Raw genomic sequence first — 15,993 nt, forward strand, 5'->3', positions numbered from 1 at the left:
TTTCCTCCTACTATTAAGCAGTTTCTATGTTTGCTTTATTTGAAATTTTTACAAATGGTAGATAGATCAAGATGGACACGATAATACAAATTATCTGAGTGATTACCGCTCCGATATCTCCTGCTGTCGCTAGGTAGGCGTTCACAATTGGCGGCATCGGCCAAGGAACCATCACGACCGCCTTTGCAGCAAAACCTAAGGATGTCGCTATATAACCAATTGTTCCAGTAACCAAAGGTGTTACGATAAACGGAATTGCTAAAATAGGATTTAGCATGATAGGCATTCCAAATATCACTGGTTCATTGATATTAAAAATACCGGGAGCTAAAGACAGTTTGGTGATTTCCCGCATGTCATCACGTTTACTCACAAGGATAATTGCGATCAATAGACCAATTGTCACGCCTGAGCCGCCCATACTCATGTACATGTCCCAAAAAGGCATCGTGATAATATTAGGAATTTCCTTTCCTGCTTCAAATGCCTCCGTATTAACAGCAATAGCAGCCAGCAGCAACGGTTCACGCACAGGCTTCACCATCTGATTCCCATGGATTCCGATTACCCAGAACACTTGAGCGATGAACATTAGTAATAAAATACCAGGTAGTCCCTGAACAATTCCTTCCAACGGTCGCTGAACGATATTATAAATAATGTCATACGCGTACATTCCCGTCGCTGCTTTTACCACAAATCCTGCTGTTGCAATGATTGAAACTGTCAGGATCGTTGGAAACAGAGCTGAGAAACTCTTGGAGACATTTGTAGGAACCGTGTCTGGCATTTTGAGCTTGAGTCGTTCTTGTCTGCCTAACCAGCAATACAATTCGATCGAAGCGATCGCTACAAACATTCCTAGAAATAAGCCCTTCGTATCTGTATACTGTTTGGCTAAGACATTCTCTGCGATAACAGTGACATTCTCTGCATTGACAAATTCATAAACAAACGGATTGACCGATAGATAACTCATCACTGCGATGATTCCCGGAAAAATCCCCCTTACATTATTCAGTTTTGCCAGCTCGATACCTATAAGAAAAACCGCGTAGATGGTTAAAAAACTCAATGTTACATAACTCACGGCAGATGATATCGGTTTCAATTCTGCTAAAAAGCTTAATGCTTTGATTCTAGCCAAACCATTCTCATTGTCGAAAACCATCGCTGAGAATAACGTACCAAAGGCACCAGTAATAATGACAGGGATCAATGAAGCAAAAGCATTCTTGATCACCATAATATATCGAAGCGAATTTACTTTCGTCGCGAAATTTCCAAGAACTTCAGTAAGCTTTCCCATGAATCCATTTTCCATAATACTCCTCCTCGTGACTGGCTCTTGCTTTTCAAATTTTCAAATGTGGTATACTCTCCTTACAACTTATGAAATTACAGTGTAAAAAAAGTAAATTACCTTGTTTAGTAATCGATTACATTGCCAATCTAATACAGGATCAAAAATTTGTAAACTCAAATTATCTTTTTCAAAAAAGTTGTAAACCTTAACCTTTTCAACCTATATTTTTATTAGCTAGAGGAGAAGAATATGGCCTTTTACCAAGACATCGCGATCGATCTAAGAAAGAAAATCATTGATGGCATTTATCAAAAAGACTCAAGGTTGCCTAACCAAGCAGAATTAGCAAAGCATTACAAAACAAGCCGCGTAACAATTCAAAAAGCTTTGAAAAGCTTGCAGGTCGAAGGGTTAATTGAGGGAAAGCAAGGGTCCGGCTCTTATGTGAAAGGACCTGAATCTGTCTATGATTACGACGCAAGCATCTATGGCGGTATGACGAAAAAATTAGGTCACCTTGGAAAGTTGGATAGCAAAATCATTTCCTTCGGTGTAACCTTCCCAAGCGAAAAGGATCAAGAAAAATTGAAAATTAATAAAAACGATCCTATCTATGATATTATTCGTCTTCGGATGCTGGATGGCGAGCCGTTAGCAATTGAGTATACAGTAATGCCTGTTTTATTGATTCCAGGCATTACTGAAGAAATTTTGAAAGGTTCAATCTACCAGTATATCCAGGAAAGCTTGCATTTTAAATTTGGTCAATCCCATCGCAGAATTAAAGCAGATAAACCTGATCAGTACGATATCGAGTACCTCCATTGCCAATCAGACGATCCTGTCTTGGAAATCGAACAAACTGTTTACTTAGAAAATGACCAACCCTTTGAATATTCTCAAACACGACATCGCTATGACAAAGGGGATATCACTATCGTAAATAAATCAAGCAGACACATCTATCAGTTGTAAACCTTTTGTTTAGCAAATCTTCAGCAAAGCAAAAAATCCTTTTCCTTTTAAAGGAAGAGGATTTTACTTTTTAATCACCGAATGTCTATACTCAAATGATTTAGTTATTCAATAACTCATACCCGACTTCTTCATCGCAAATCAAAACATTGATCAGCTTGCCATTGATCGCGCCTAGTGTTGCTGTTGCTCGTTTCTTCGAGCAGACGGCACCGATGCTGATCGGTGCTAAACGCAAGGAATCCAAACCGCTGGAAATTGGAAATTGATTGCGGTACTGGATTTCTTTTCCATTGATATCAAACGCTCGACCAATCATCGTTCCTACCGCGCCTTCAGCCACGAGATCGTTTAAATCACGATTATCTAAGATTCCCGAAGAAACCAACGTATTACGTGTGGTTTCAATATTTCCGATACCGCTAAAGGCTACGTCAATCTTACGCCCTAGTGAGATGTTCAAATCGATTTGCGGCTGCGCCAATAGTTCTTCCTGCAGCTTGCGGGAATTAACGAAGGCTGGCGCGTTGAAAAATTCATGCCGGCCATTCAATTTCTGCGCTAAACGGAAAACCAGCTCGTTTCCATCCATCACGGTTCGATTCGGGCCCAAACTTCCCGTCAATTGAACCACATGAACATTTTTCATTTCATGCTCAGGAAAGTTTTTCACCATTTTTTCCACCGTCGCGCCCCAAGAGATCCCCAGCAGTTTGTCATCAGATAATGCGCTGCTGATATAATCCGCCGAAGCCTTGCCTACATTGTCCAAGTCAAAATCATAATCGCCTAATCCTTTTACTACGATGACCTCTAATAGATCGAACTTTTCCTTTAGTTTCATCATCAACGCATTATTGCGTTCAAAAGGTGCTTCGATCGAGATTTTGACGATTTGCTTCTCGCGCGCTTCCTCCAGCATTCTGGAAATGGATGGACGTGATACCCCAATTATTTTCGCAATATCGTTTTGGTTCATCCTATCTAAGTAATACATTTCTGCTACTTTTAATAATGTAGAAATATCATTCGCCATATTATCCTCCTAGTTCAAATACTGGGTCAGCATCCGTTAATTATGCAATAAAGTCGTCAATCATTTCTAACGCTCTTACCACGCCGTCTTCATCATTGGTCGGGCAGTGCCATTTGGCCGCCTGTTTTAATTCATCCGTAGCATTTCCCATCGCGATCGATTGCGGAAATCGTTCAAATGAGGAGAGATCATTGCCATTATCGCCGACGACAAACACTTCGCTGTCGGATAATCCATAATAACTGGCTAATTTAGCCAAAGAGCTTCCTTTATTAACACCTTTCTTACTGAACTCGATCATGGTCGGATAGCCCTCGACACAAGTGTATCGCTGTGAAAAACGTTGTTCTATCCGGCTTTTATTCTGTTTAATTATATCGGGCTTATCACAAATAATCAATTTAGAATATTTCTCAGCTAGATCACATTCGCTGAGCGAGCAGACTCTCAAATCATTATTCGTCAAGAAGCAAAATTCTAACGTTCCAAGATTAATCGAAGGAAACGAAGTAACCACTTCATGATCATTGACTGCAATGCAGGTTAGCCCTCTTTCGCGGCAATAATCCGTCAGCTCTTGATAAGCTGAAAAATCCAGCAGCTCCTCGACTAATTTTTGACCATTCCCATTTTGTACCATTGCGCCATTCGCCAGCACGTGATAATCATCCGCTATCCCGACCGCTTGCGCATGAGGCAGTGCGCCAGACAGTGGGCGCCCAGAGCAAAAGGCAAATTTGTAGTTTGAGTTCTCTGCTCTTCGCCTAATAGTTTCCGTTACTCCCTTTGTTAACTTTCCAGTAGAATCCAGTGCAGTTCCGTCAAGATCTAATGCAATTAAATTCATAGGTTTTCCTTTCAAAAAGAAGACTGGATATTTTCTACCCAGCCTTCTACACTTCTATTTTCCCATCTCTTTTAAGGCTGCCAATGCTGCATCTAAAAATGTATCTTCATCTAATCCAGTCAATAATCCAACCGAATTGATTTGCGGAATTCCCTCTGCGTCTGCTGGATCGATTGGGCTGGTAAAGGCCACCAGGTCAATATCACCATTCGCGACAGCGCCTTTGACCATTCCAGGATTTACCTCTTGAATCTCTACCTCATAACCATGCTCCTCTAACAATTCCACGATTCGTTCGCCGACCATGGCCGAGCTGACCGTACCAGATCCGCATACAGATAAAACTTTGATTTCCGTCATCGCTAAACCTCCTATTTCACTAGTTTCTATCCATGTAAGTTCTTATCATCCATTATAGTATAACGCTTTCAACAAATGGCGCTTTTTTAAAATTTAATTTTGCTGGTAACTGCTAGAACTTCTTCCGGTGTTTTAGCAGTACTAATTGCATCCAGATCCTCTCTAGTTTTAAAAACATTCATCAATTGTCGTAAAAGGTCCAATTGCTTCTTTGGATGTTCCATCGCTAATGGGAAAAAGATCTTGCTTTGCAGCTTGATATCCGGACTGCCCATCATGGAAACTTCAATCGGTTCTTTCGTAACCACCACTCCCATCGCTGGCCGCAGAACATGTTCAGGGTCCGTATGAGGAATCGCGATGTTATGCCCGTCAGCCGCCAGCCCAGTCGGGAACACCTTCTCTCTGGCAATGACCGCATCTACATAAGTCGGCTTAACGATTCCAGCCTTTTCAAATTCTGCACCCATCAGTTGGATGACTTCTTCAAAGGAATGGACATCCTGATCAAGCAAAATACAATTTTTTTCAACGAGATTTTTTTCTTCCATAGCAAACCCTCACCTTATTGTTTGTTTGGCTGCAGAACAACCTTTATTTCATTGCCAGCCATGACCTGTTCTATGGCTTCTTCCCATTGCTCTAATGGATAAACCTTCGTGATCAAGCGCTCCGCATCGATCTTTCCTTGTTTCATCAGATCCAAGGTCAAATGCCAAGTAGACGGTTTTTGCGATCTTGAGCCGATCACATTCAGCTCTCTTTGCACGATTGAGTTCATGTCTAACTCATTTAAACTTTTAGCAAAGACACCCATTTGAATCAAGGTCCCTTTTTGTTTCAAATAATCAAAGACTCCTTTGATCGCCGGTGCAGCTCCGGAACATTCGAAACAATAGTCCGCACCTTTTCCATCCGTGAACGCTTGAATAATTGCCGCTGCGTCCTCTGTCTGTGAATCGATCACCCGATCAGCACCCAATTCCAGCGCTGTTTTTAACCGCTCAGCGTCTTGAGTGATTCCGACAACAATCACTTTGGCTTCCACACTTTTCAATACCTGACTCAAGCATAACCCAATCGGACCTGGTCCGACAATCACTGCCACATCATTTTTTTTAACTTGAACTTTTTCCATACTGGCATGGACCCCGCAAGCGATCGGCTCGGTAATCGAAGCCGCTAACAAACTAAGTTTTTCGTCCAGCACATGGACACTTTCTTCACGCGTTAGCACATACTCAGCAAAGCTGCCATTTACTTGACTGCCTAAGCCTTTGCGATTCAAGCAAAGATTGTATTCCTTGTTCAGACACGATTCGCATTCGCCGCAAGTCGCAAATGTCGTCTCGCTAGTTACTAAGTCACCTTTTTGAACATTGGTTACCTTTTCACCGACAGCTTCGACCACACCGGAAAATTCATGACCTAAGACTAACGGTGTCTTCAATCGATCATAAACTCCTTTGAAGCCATGGATATCTGTTCCGCAAATTCCGGTATAGATCACTTTAACTAAGACTTCTTTATCTTTTGGGACTGGTGTTTCAATTTCTAACAGTTTCATTTTGTTGTAGCCAGGTTCCGTTTTAACTAACGCCTTCATGCGACCACCTTTTCTTTTGGAGTATCATTTTTTTCACCTTCCAAGAAAGACCAAACGGCTTGTTTGTTTTTCTTGAATAAGAAATACATTGCAAAATAAAGTACGACCACGATTCCAATCAATAGATAGTTGCCTGATAAGAATGTCAGGAAAATCAAGGCCATTACTGGATTGTACAGAATTCCGAAGCTGGTAATCATCATGGCACCTTCGGGAATATTTACACCCACTTGAGCCGCCACTTCGGTAAAGTAAGGTGCAGTATACGTACAAACGTACAAACCAATCGTAAACCAAATCACACCTGAGATCACACCTTTGAAAATATTCCCTTTCGAAACACAGATGATCATTTCCACCATGTATGGCAAAGCGATCAAGTCAACCAAAGGTAAGGTTTCGTTACCTGGCAAGACCATCGCCAACAATACCATGATCGGGATCAAAATCAGCCCCGTCATCAACGTCGCTGGTTCACCATAACCAACTGCATCATTCACGGACAGCATCCATTCACGATTCTTTCCGCTGCCTTTCGCTGTCTTCTTACTAGCATTCGTCAAGCTGGTAAACGCCGAAGCAAAGATACTCGCAACCCGCGGGAAGACTGCCATCACAGCTGAAACTGCTAAGCCCATTGTGAACACACTGCCCCAACCATCCAAGGTATTCAGCGTGTTTAAGTTCCCCATAATCCCGATCAGCAAACCAAGAAATAGTCCCAACGTGATAGGTTCGCCCAAGAAACCTAATTTCTTTTTCAAGGTTGCCGGATCCCAATTAATTCTATCCGCGCCTAATTTACTTAAGAGCCAGTTCATCGCGATCGCATAGGGTACCGACGTAACATGGTGCGGCGCGGTCAAGGTTGTTCCCGGCAAGCTGTAATAATTCGCCCAGCGTTTAGCGATCACTTCCCCAAACAGCATGACATATAAGTTCTGAACGATCATACACGTCATCGCTAACACCATATTGCTGGTAATCAAATAGATCATCGAACCCCAAACCATAAATGAATAGTTATTCCACATATCACTCGGCATAAAGACATCGGTCCATTTTACTAAGAATAATGCCACTTGCAGGATCAATCCTACTACTAAGAAAATCACACCCACCTGAGTAGAATAGGCAATCACCGAAGTCGCCTGCCAGCCTGTGTCGAACACCGGCAGTTTTACGCCCGTTTGTTCAACCATATTATTGATGACTGGTGTAACGATTGGAACAAATGAGTTAACAATCAAGTTGAACCCTGTTAACCCGATCCCAGCGTTCAAAGCAGATTGAAAGGCTTTTTTAGGTTTGACCTTCAAAAATAATGCCACGATGAACAACATCACCGGTACAACGACGGCGGCACCAAATGAACTCAAGATATTTTGTAACAACTCCACAATAATTCCTCCTTTTTTTACTGAACTATTTTTCACGTTTTAGAACTTATGATAAGTATCACATGGAATTTTCGATCTGTCAACACTTTTATTGGAAACGATTACACGTGTACAAAAGTTACTATAATACTATTTAAAAACATTTTTCGAAAAAATACATATTGACATTTGTTCTACTTGATGAAATAATGTAAAAAACAACATTGGAGGTAATATCATGCTTGAACAATTGAAAGAGTCGGTCTGCAAAGACAATAAAGCGCTTCCTAAAAATGGATTGGTTTTATGGACGAGCGGAAATGTCAGTGCAAAAGATCCCGAAACAGAATATGTGGTCATTAAACCTAGCGGTATCCATTTCGAGGACTTGACCCCAGACAATATGATCGTTGTAGATTTGGCCGGCAACGTGATCGAAGGTGAACTGACACCTTCAGTAGATACTGAGTCTCATCTGTATGTATACAATCACTGCCCTGAAGTTCTCGGAATCACTCATACCCACTCGCCATACGCTACTGCTTTCTCGATTGCCGGAGAATCACTTCCTATCTATACGACGACTTCTGCAGCTGTTTTCGGAAAAGAAATCCCACTATCAGAAATCGCCGCTGTCGGTGAAAAAGCCATCGGCGCCGAGATCGTTCGCTGCTACCAAGAAACCAAGTGTCCCGCAATTCTATTGAAAAATCACGGCGTCTTCACTGTCGGCAAATCTGCTACCAACTCTCTAAAAAATGCCGTCATTCTCGAAGAAACCGCTCAAAGTGTTTATTACGCTCGAACCTTGAACGCAGCTCTCCAACCATTAGAAGATTCCTATATGGAAGAAGTATATGAGTTCTATCAAAATAATTACGGACAAAAATAATTTTAAAAAAAGGAGTTTTATCATGGCAATTAACTATACGATCGCTGATGTAGAAAAAGCGGCAACAAACATTCGCAAACATGTACTGAAACTAACACTCGAAAGAAACGGTTGTTACCTCTCGCAGGCCTGCTCTTCCGCGGAACTTTTCGCGACTATGTACTTACGTGTTCTAAATTTGAGTGAAAGCAAAGCGCCTCGCTTACCGAATAAATTCCCGGGAACACCGTCAAAAGATAATATGAATTACGTTCAAGGAGCGGAATACCATGGCTCACTAAAGGCCCCTTACGATCGCTTCTTCGTATCACCCGCGCATTATGCTGCTCCTGTCTATGCAGCTTTGATCGAAGCGGATCGCTTAGATGAAAAAGCATTGGAAATGTTCAATCGCGACGGCTATTCAATGGAAATGATCGGCGCCAATCACACGCCCGGATTTGAAAACGCTGCCGGAACACTGGACCAAGCAATCAGTGTTGCTGGCGGAACGGCTCATGCGCGAAAATTACGCGGGGAAGAAGGACGTGTCTTTGTGATGATGTCCGACGGGGAAATGGAAGAAGGCCAATTGTGGGAAGCCATTCAAGCTGCGGTCTTTTATGAACTGGACAATCTGGTTTTATTGGTCGATATCAACGGCCAGCAAGTCGAAGGGGAAACCAAGAAAGTCATGAATATCGAACCGTTGGAAGATCGTTTCACCGCATTTGGCGCTAAGGCAGTTTCGGTCAACGGACATGATATCGCAGCGATCGAAGAAGCCGCCAAACAAGGGGAAAAGAACAAACCATTAGTTATTCTTTGCTATACCGACCCAACTCAAGGGATCCCTTACTTAAACGAAAGAAGACCAATCCTGCATTTCGTTCGTTTAAAAGAAGGCGAAGAATTCGATAAATACACCCAGTTCTACAAAGAAATGTAAGCGAAAAGAGGAAGGAGTTTTATTATGAAAATAGAATCGGATGTACATTCAAAAAATATGATCAAATTTGCCCGGGAAAATGAGGATGTCTTAGTCTTATCAGCAGACTTAGGAACTTCTTGTGAAGTCAAAGAGTTTCCGAAAGTTTTTCCTGAAAAATATTTATCAATGGGGATCGCCGAACAAAACATGTTAAGCTGGGCGGCTGGTTTAGCTCGTGAAGGCTTCCGACCGTTCTTACACACTTTCGCGGTTTTCCTATACCGCAGACCGCTAGATCAATTAGAAATGTCGATCGCTTATCCAAATTTACCCGTTTCACTTTTAGGCTTCGTGCCAGGTATTACGACTCCCGGCGGTGTAACTCATCAATCAATTGAAGATGTTGGTATTCTCCGCACCATTCCGAATATGACGATCTTCGATTGCGGCGATGCGACCGATGTGGAATCTGCTCTAGAAATTTGTAAAGAAGTCAACGGACCGATCTATGTCAGAATGCTGCGGGGACAAATGCCAAGACTCTTCTCACCTGACATGCCAACGGAATTTAACAAAGGGCGGGTGATTTCTTCCGGTGATGATGTTGCTCTATTCTCCAGCAGTATCTGTACAGAAGAAGCAATGCGGGCAACCCAGTGGCTGGAAAAAAAAGGAGTCTCTGTTCAGCATGTTCACATCACAACCTTGAAACCATTTACTGATCCGTTAGTTGTTGAATCCATCAAAAAAGTAAAACATGGGGTGGTTACGATGGAAAACCATGTCAAGATCGGCGGATTAGGCACGGCGGTCGGTGAAGTGATGTTAGAACATCAACTGCATAAACCATTAATCAAAGTCGGCATTGATGATGAATGGACACACGGAGCCTCAAAACCTTACTTATTGAAAAAGTACGGCTTAGACGCCGCTTCCTTGATTCGAGCAGTGGAGAAGATTTTAGATAAAGACCTCGGCTTCAAGGAAGAAGAATTAGAAGACATTCGCTTAGAAGACTACGATCGAGTTTAAAATAAAAGCATTCCTGAGAGATTTTTCTCAGGAATGCTTTTTTAGAGAAGAAACTCGCTCTCCCCTTTTTTTAAATACTCATGCACCTTCTTAGCTAATAAAAATGGAGAGTTTGGAATCGCATCAACGGTATCTCCTGCAATGTGGGAAGTAATTACCAAATTATCCAATTTGAGTAAAAGATCATCCAGCTGGAGCGGCTCCTCCCAAACAACATCAATAGCCGCTCCAGCAATTTGTCGCTCTTTCAACACATTGATAAACGCTTCCTTAACAAGCAATCCCGGTCGCGCAGTATTAATCAAATAAGCACTAGGCTTCATCAATGCTAATAATTCCTCATCCACCAGCTTTTCTGTTTCTGACGTAACTCGCATATGCAGAGAAACGATATCTGATTTCGAAAACAACTCTTCCAAAGAAACAACTTCCACCTCAAGTCCTGAGCTCAACAATTTCTCCTGATCAACAAATGGGTCATAAGCGATTACCTTTACTCCAAGTCCCATAAGCCGCTGTGCCACTATTTTGCCAATATGCCCCAATCCAACTAGGCCAACTATTTGATCAGAAAGCGTAGTTCTATAAGCATCATTGGGGTAGCTTTTCTTCCAATCTCCTTGCATCACCGCTGCATGAGAAAGGGCAATATTTCTTGTTACTGTATAAATCAGACCAATCGTGTAGTCTGCAACCGGTTCGGCGTTCCGAATGACATGAATGATTGGAATCTTCTTTTCTCTAGCGGCCGCAAGATCGATATGCTCCACTCCGCCACGACAAGTACCGATCAGCTTCAAATTCTTAGCCTGCTCAATCAGCTTGCGGGGAACAGGCGCAAGATGTACAAACAAATAGTCGGCATCCCTTATCTCTTTCATGATCCCTACTGGAATAGCGAATGCTTCTGGCCCTTCCTTTTCAATCACTTTCAAGTTTCGCTGAAATTCTTCCTGCGAATCTTCTGTTCGCCATTCCAAAGTGACGATTTCTACCGGTTCTGGAATCCCCATTGAAGCCACAGCTTCATTCAGACTTTTAGCTGACACAAAAGTATCACCAACAACGATTACTTTACTCATCTTTTTAACCTCTCTCCTTATTTGTTGTTTTTCTTTACCGCAAACCATTCCGCCAAACGGTTACTGACATAGATTGATTGTACTTTGACGGCTGATCATCAAGCATCGCAATCTGCAAAAGGCAAAGCCAACACCCTTTACTAGTATTTCTTCTATTGACCATAACTCGGAAACCGTTCGAGTACTTCTTTCATATCTGTTTTGTCTAATATCACCGGATTGCCAAATAGAGAAGCCCCAACATGCAAGCCTGCCAAACGTTCAATCTCACTCGCAACAGAAAAAGCATCTTGCAAAGTCGGACCGCAAGTCAAGAGTCCATGATTCGCCAAAAAACAAGCATAGCGATCTGCCATCGCTTCAAACGCGTATTCCGCTAACTTTTCCGTACCAAAAGTCGCATAATCAGAGCAACGTACCTCATCGCCTCCTGCAACCGCTATCATATAATTGGTGGCTGGAAGATTTTTTCGACAAGTAGCTAAGATCGTGCTAAACGTCGAATGTGCATGTACCACTGCGTGGACTTCATCCCCACGTCGTTGATAATTAATTAAGTGCATTTGCCATTCACTTGAAGGCTTCCTTGTCCCTTCAACAATCTTTCCTTCAAGATTCATCACAACAATGTCCTCTACTGTCATCTCGAAATAATCGATCCCACTAGGTGTGATCGCCATCAGCTGTCCTGCTGGGTCATATACGCTGATGTTTCCGCCAGTTCCTGCAGTCAATCCCGTCGAAATCAATTTTTCGCCATATTCTACCAGCTGCGCCTTTTCTGTTTCCATCATAAGTACCACTCCTATCAAGAAATTATGTTCAATTATAAGAAAATATTTTCTATATTCAACCTAACACCTCTTTTTAAATAAGTCAACACAGAACGAATGATCACTAAAAAGAAATAATTATCTAGTTTTGCTTTCCTACAATATCTAAAACCTTTGAATCATCTCTTTTCGCGTATCCTCCCCCGTGGTATCATTTATGAACAGTTAGGGTTCTGGTAACAACGAAAACAAGGATATTTAACTAGAGAATTCGCATGAAAATGAAGGGGGTGGTGAAAAATGAAGGGATTGGTCTGCAACTATTGCGGTGGAAATCAATTCAAAAAAACGGAAACTGGCTATGAATGCAGCTATTGTCATGCGGTCTACGAACTTGATGCCCCACCTCTAGAAAAACGATCACTTCGAAAAAAGCCGCTGTCCATTATAGGAATCACACTGATCCTTATTGTTGGCATTCTTTTTATTAGCAGTATTCTCGTGCCAAATTCATTGAAGACAACTCCTTCAAAGATGGGACCGCGATTGACTACATTTACACCTGCCACCAGCGCTAAAAGCTCGACAGAGTCGACGACCTATTCGCCGAGCCAATTGAACAATCCGGAGCGAAACGTGAGAATAGCGGAGCTTTCATTGAACCAAGCAGAGATTGATTTAGCACTTGTATCCGCCGAGGAATACGGCGGCGACAAGACGCAAGACTTTAAAGATCGAGTGGCAGCTGCACAAAAGCAACGTGATTCTCTGGAAAAAAATCGGCTAAAAACACCACCGAAAGAAGACATGATCATCGAAAATCCTGCTAGTGATTTTGCGATAACAACTTACTATCGAGAAGCTGGATTTTTAGCTGCTTACGGACCAGATTTTGATCAATACTCTAGCTCAGATATTTTACGAATTTGGGGTCAGCCAGATGAGATCGTTACAGATACCGAACAGATTCAAAAAAAGCTGGCTCTTAAGTTTGATAAACAAAACAAGCCCGTTAATTATGAAGCGAAGATGCTTAGAGAGCAGTGGCAGCAAGGAAAACTAACTTGGCGGGAAGTTCGCGCCTTCATCGCCATAAACACCGATAATACTTATGGCGGCTTCAACAAACTATTTGTTTATGAAAAACAAGGAAAACCCAATGTGTATCTTAAAAATGATCAGGTAGGATATGTCACCCCAATTGTGCGTTACATTCACTTTAGTCGTCTACCAGAAAAGTATCCGCGTGCTGGGTTAGGCAAATATCCAGATGACTTTCCTGAAAACTATGAATCGGATGGACTCTATCATGAAAAGTAAAGAATGTGTGAATTGCGGAAGCACCCATTTCCATAAAGTAGAACAAGGCTGGAAATGTGATTATTGTGGAACGGTTTATTTGAAACCGCAAAAAGGGTCTTCACCGCAACAAAGTCAAAACCCAGATACCTATTCAAAAAAACGACCTCGTAAAGTGATAATTGCGATTTCTTTTGTCATTTTGCTCATCATCGGTTCTGTCATTTTTATACTTTCTAATACCACTTCTTATGAACCGATCGACACGCAACCAGCAAACTCCCAATCAAAAGGAGCATTTCCTGGAGAGTGGACATCAGAAATTTATGACAGTATAAAGGTCGCGACAAAGCATTACGATGCTGACAGCGAAAAATACTCCTTTGAAGGCGGGGCCAGTTATGAAGAATTAGAAAAGCTGGTTGGTCCGCCAGACAGAGTAACCAGCTGGGAAAAAGAAAAATACGGTATGCCCCCAAAATCGACAGCTACTTGGGACCAAACGAAAGACGGCGAATACGCCAACGGCTCTGTCACAATCACTTATGATAAACAAACAAAGATGATCACAGACAAGAGTCGCTACTAATAGACGATTATCTAAAAAAAGACCAATCATCCGAAATAAATGGATGATTGGTCTTTGGCTTATTCTGATAATTCTTCAAACTGTGAGTTGTACAAGGCGGCATAAAGTCCATTTTGAGCCAGTAGTTCTTCGTGGCTTCCTTGTTCTTTGATATCTCCACCCTGCATGTAAAGAATCTTATCCGCATCCTTGATCGTTGACAGACGGTGAGCGATAACAAATGACGTCCGCCCCTTCATCAGGTTGTTCATGGCTTCTTGAATTAATCCTTCTGTTCGAGTATCGACCGATGATGTCGCCTCGTCTAAGATTAGGATTGGTTTGTCCGCCAAAATTGCCCGGGCAATCGTCAGCAATTGTTTCTGGCCTTGAGAGATATTGGAAGATTCTTCATTCAATTCCATCTCGTAGCCACCAGGCAGTGTCTTGATAAAGTGATCGACATGAGCCGCTTTCGCTGCTGCGTATACTTCTTCATCTGTTGCATCTAGACGACCATACCGCAAGTTGTCCATGATCGTTCCTTTGAACAACCACGTATCCTGCAAGACCATACCGATGTTCTTACGTAAATCTGCACGATTGAAGTCTTTGATATTATGACCATCGATCTTGATCGCGCCAGAGTTGACATCGTAGAAACGCATTAGCAATTTAACCATCGTTGTTTTACCAGCACCGGTCGGTCCAACGATTGCGACTGTTTGACCAGGATCGACATGAGAAGTAAAGTCTTGGATAACGATCTTGTCTGGTGTATAACCAAATTGAACGTGATCAAAGTCGACCATACCTTCTGCTTTATCGATTTGAACAGGATTTTCAGCCAATTGATCTTCTTCCTCTTCACCTAAGAATTCAAAGACCCGTTCAGCTGCCGCCGCCATTGATTGCAGCATGTTTGATACTTGTGCCAGCTGTGCGATTGGTTGTGTCAAATTACGAACGTATTGAATGAACGCTTGGATATCCCCAACAGTGATCGTCCCATTATAGGCCATAATCCCGCCGGCAATCGCTACCCCAACATAGCCTAAGTTACCGACAAAGTTCATGATCGGCTGCATCAAGCCAGAAAGAAATTGTGATTTCCAGGCTGATTTGAATAGAATATCATTTTGTTCTTTAAATTCCTTCAATGAGTTTTCTTCTTCATTGAACAAACGCACGATCGTGTAACCGCCAATCGTTTCTTCAACTTTACCATTGATCACACCAAGGTATTCTTGTTGCGTCTTGAAGTATTTCTGCGAGTTCTTTACCACAACCATGATCAATAGTAATGAGATCGGCACGATCAAAATCGCGATACCGGTCATCTTCACTGAGATCGAAAGCATCATCACGATAACTCCGATGATGGTGAAGGTTGATGTAATTAATTGCGTCAAGCTTTGGTTCAGCGATTGTCCTAAGGTATCCACATCATTTGTGATACGCGATAACACTTCACCAGTCGTACGACTTTCAAAATAGTTCATTGGCATGCGGTTGATTTTTTCAGAAATCTCTTTCCGCATCCGATAAGTGATTCGTTGTGAGATCGTCGACATGATCCAGCCTTGGATGATCCCAAATAAGGAAGCAACTACATACAGCCCCAACATGAAGAGCAGGATGCCGCCGATTTTATCAAAGTTGATATCGCCGGTTCCCTGATACTTCTTGATCAGACCATTAAATAATTCAGTAATCGCTTTTGACAGAATCTTTGGTCCCCAAATATTGAAGATCGTTGAAGCTGCCGCAAAGATCATTACAAAGAAGACCGCGATCTTATATGCGCCAAGGTATGAGACTAACTTTTTAATTGTCCCCTTAAAGTCTTTGGCTTTTTCTACTGGCGCAGCCATTCCTCGGCCAGGTCCGCCACCATGAGGGCGATTTTGTTTTTGTTCTGCCATTCT

The 15,993-nt window shown here is 42.2% G+C and carries 16 protein-coding genes; 6 read left to right on the forward strand and 10 right to left on the reverse strand.

Features of this window, described 5'->3' with window-relative positions; translation table 11 throughout:
- Positions 1-13: 13 nt before the first annotated feature.
- On the reverse strand, positions 14-1,324 hold the full coding sequence (locus E6139_RS04715) for a PTS sugar transporter subunit IIC (RefSeq protein ID WP_316401904.1): 1,311 nt from the start codon (positions 1,322-1,324) through the stop codon (positions 14-16).
- 231 nt (positions 1,325-1,555) lie between these two features.
- Between E6139_RS04715 and E6139_RS04720 the strand changes: the two genes are divergently transcribed.
- The gene (locus tag E6139_RS04720) at positions 1,556-2,281 is read left to right on the forward strand and encodes a GntR family transcriptional regulator (RefSeq protein ID WP_316401905.1); all 726 of its coding nucleotides are present in this window, start codon (positions 1,556-1,558) and stop codon (positions 2,279-2,281) included.
- Between the two features lie 100 nt (positions 2,282-2,381).
- On the opposite strand, the gene E6139_RS04725 is transcribed toward E6139_RS04720, so the two are convergent.
- From E6139_RS04725 to E6139_RS04750, 6 genes are all read right to left on the reverse strand, one after another.
- The gene (locus E6139_RS04725; protein WP_316401906.1) at positions 2,382-3,317 is read right to left on the reverse strand and encodes a sugar-binding transcriptional regulator; all 936 of its coding nucleotides are present in this window, start codon (positions 3,315-3,317) and stop codon (positions 2,382-2,384) included.
- Positions 3,318-3,357: 40 nt separating this feature from the next.
- The gene (locus E6139_RS04730) at positions 3,358-4,164 is read right to left on the reverse strand and encodes a Cof-type HAD-IIB family hydrolase (RefSeq protein WP_316401907.1); all 807 of its coding nucleotides are present in this window, start codon (positions 4,162-4,164) and stop codon (positions 3,358-3,360) included.
- 54 nt (positions 4,165-4,218) lie between these two features.
- Positions 4,219-4,524 carry a PTS sugar transporter subunit IIB gene (locus E6139_RS04735; RefSeq protein WP_316401908.1) on the reverse strand — a complete coding sequence of 102 codons (306 nt, stop codon included), beginning with the start codon at positions 4,522-4,524 and terminating at the stop codon, positions 4,219-4,221.
- An 86-nt stretch (positions 4,525-4,610) separates the two neighbouring features.
- Complete coding sequence (locus E6139_RS04740; protein WP_316401909.1) at positions 4,611-5,075, reverse strand: PTS sugar transporter subunit IIA; 465 nt, start codon at positions 5,073-5,075, stop codon at positions 4,611-4,613.
- 14 nt (positions 5,076-5,089) lie between these two features.
- A complete protein-coding gene (locus E6139_RS04745) occupies positions 5,090-6,130 on the reverse strand; it encodes a zinc-binding dehydrogenase (RefSeq protein ID WP_316401910.1) in 1,041 nt (346 codons plus the stop codon).
- Positions 6,127-7,530 carry a PTS galactitol transporter subunit IIC gene (locus E6139_RS04750; RefSeq protein WP_316401911.1) on the reverse strand — a complete coding sequence of 468 codons (1,404 nt, stop codon included), beginning with the start codon at positions 7,528-7,530 and terminating at the stop codon, positions 6,127-6,129. The genes E6139_RS04745 and E6139_RS04750 overlap by 4 nt, the downstream gene beginning before the upstream one ends.
- Positions 7,531-7,747: 217 nt before the next feature.
- On the opposite strand from E6139_RS04750, the gene E6139_RS04755 reads away from it, so the two are divergent.
- From E6139_RS04755 to E6139_RS04765, 3 genes are read left to right on the forward strand one after another with little or no spacing between them, the layout of a single operon-like run.
- Complete coding sequence (locus tag E6139_RS04755) at positions 7,748-8,401, forward strand: L-ribulose-5-phosphate 4-epimerase (RefSeq protein ID WP_316401912.1); 654 nt, start codon at positions 7,748-7,750, stop codon at positions 8,399-8,401.
- Between the two features lie 22 nt (positions 8,402-8,423).
- On the forward strand, positions 8,424-9,329 hold the full coding sequence (locus E6139_RS04760) for a thiamine pyrophosphate-dependent enzyme (RefSeq protein WP_316401913.1): 906 nt from the start codon (positions 8,424-8,426) through the stop codon (positions 9,327-9,329).
- Between the two features lie 24 nt (positions 9,330-9,353).
- Complete coding sequence (locus E6139_RS04765; RefSeq protein WP_316401914.1) at positions 9,354-10,343, forward strand: transketolase family protein; 990 nt, start codon at positions 9,354-9,356, stop codon at positions 10,341-10,343.
- 41 nt (positions 10,344-10,384) lie between these two features.
- Here E6139_RS04765 and E6139_RS04770 read toward each other — a convergent pair whose 3' ends face one another.
- Positions 10,385-11,425 carry a 2-hydroxyacid dehydrogenase gene (locus tag E6139_RS04770; RefSeq protein WP_316401915.1) on the reverse strand — a complete coding sequence of 347 codons (1,041 nt, stop codon included), beginning with the start codon at positions 11,423-11,425 and terminating at the stop codon, positions 10,385-10,387.
- 152 nt (positions 11,426-11,577) lie between these two features.
- The gene (locus E6139_RS04775) at positions 11,578-12,216 is read right to left on the reverse strand and encodes an L-fuculose-phosphate aldolase (RefSeq protein ID WP_316402006.1); all 639 of its coding nucleotides are present in this window, start codon (positions 12,214-12,216) and stop codon (positions 11,578-11,580) included.
- 282 nt (positions 12,217-12,498) lie between these two features.
- Here E6139_RS04775 and E6139_RS04780 point away from each other — a divergent pair, with 282 nt between their 5' ends.
- Both E6139_RS04780 and E6139_RS04785 read left to right on the forward strand, forming a co-directional pair.
- Positions 12,499-13,518 (forward strand): DUF4947 domain-containing protein, encoded by a 1,020-nt coding sequence (locus E6139_RS04780; RefSeq protein ID WP_316401916.1) that lies wholly within the window; start codon positions 12,499-12,501, stop codon positions 13,516-13,518.
- A complete protein-coding gene (locus E6139_RS04785) occupies positions 13,508-14,086 on the forward strand; it encodes a hypothetical protein (protein WP_316401917.1) in 579 nt (192 codons plus the stop codon). Before E6139_RS04780 ends, E6139_RS04785 begins: the two co-directional genes overlap by 11 nt.
- A gap of 59 nt (positions 14,087-14,145) precedes the next feature.
- Here the strand turns inward: E6139_RS04785 and E6139_RS04790 are convergent, their stop codons facing one another.
- The gene (locus tag E6139_RS04790) at positions 14,146-15,990 is read right to left on the reverse strand and encodes an ABC transporter ATP-binding protein (protein ID WP_316401918.1); all 1,845 of its coding nucleotides are present in this window, start codon (positions 15,988-15,990) and stop codon (positions 14,146-14,148) included.
- Positions 15,991-15,993 lie beyond the last annotated feature (3 nt).

The organism is Enterococcus sp. (genome assembly GCF_032555305.1).
In the GTDB taxonomy this organism is placed as follows: domain Bacteria; phylum Bacillota; class Bacilli; order Lactobacillales; family Enterococcaceae; genus Enterococcus_A.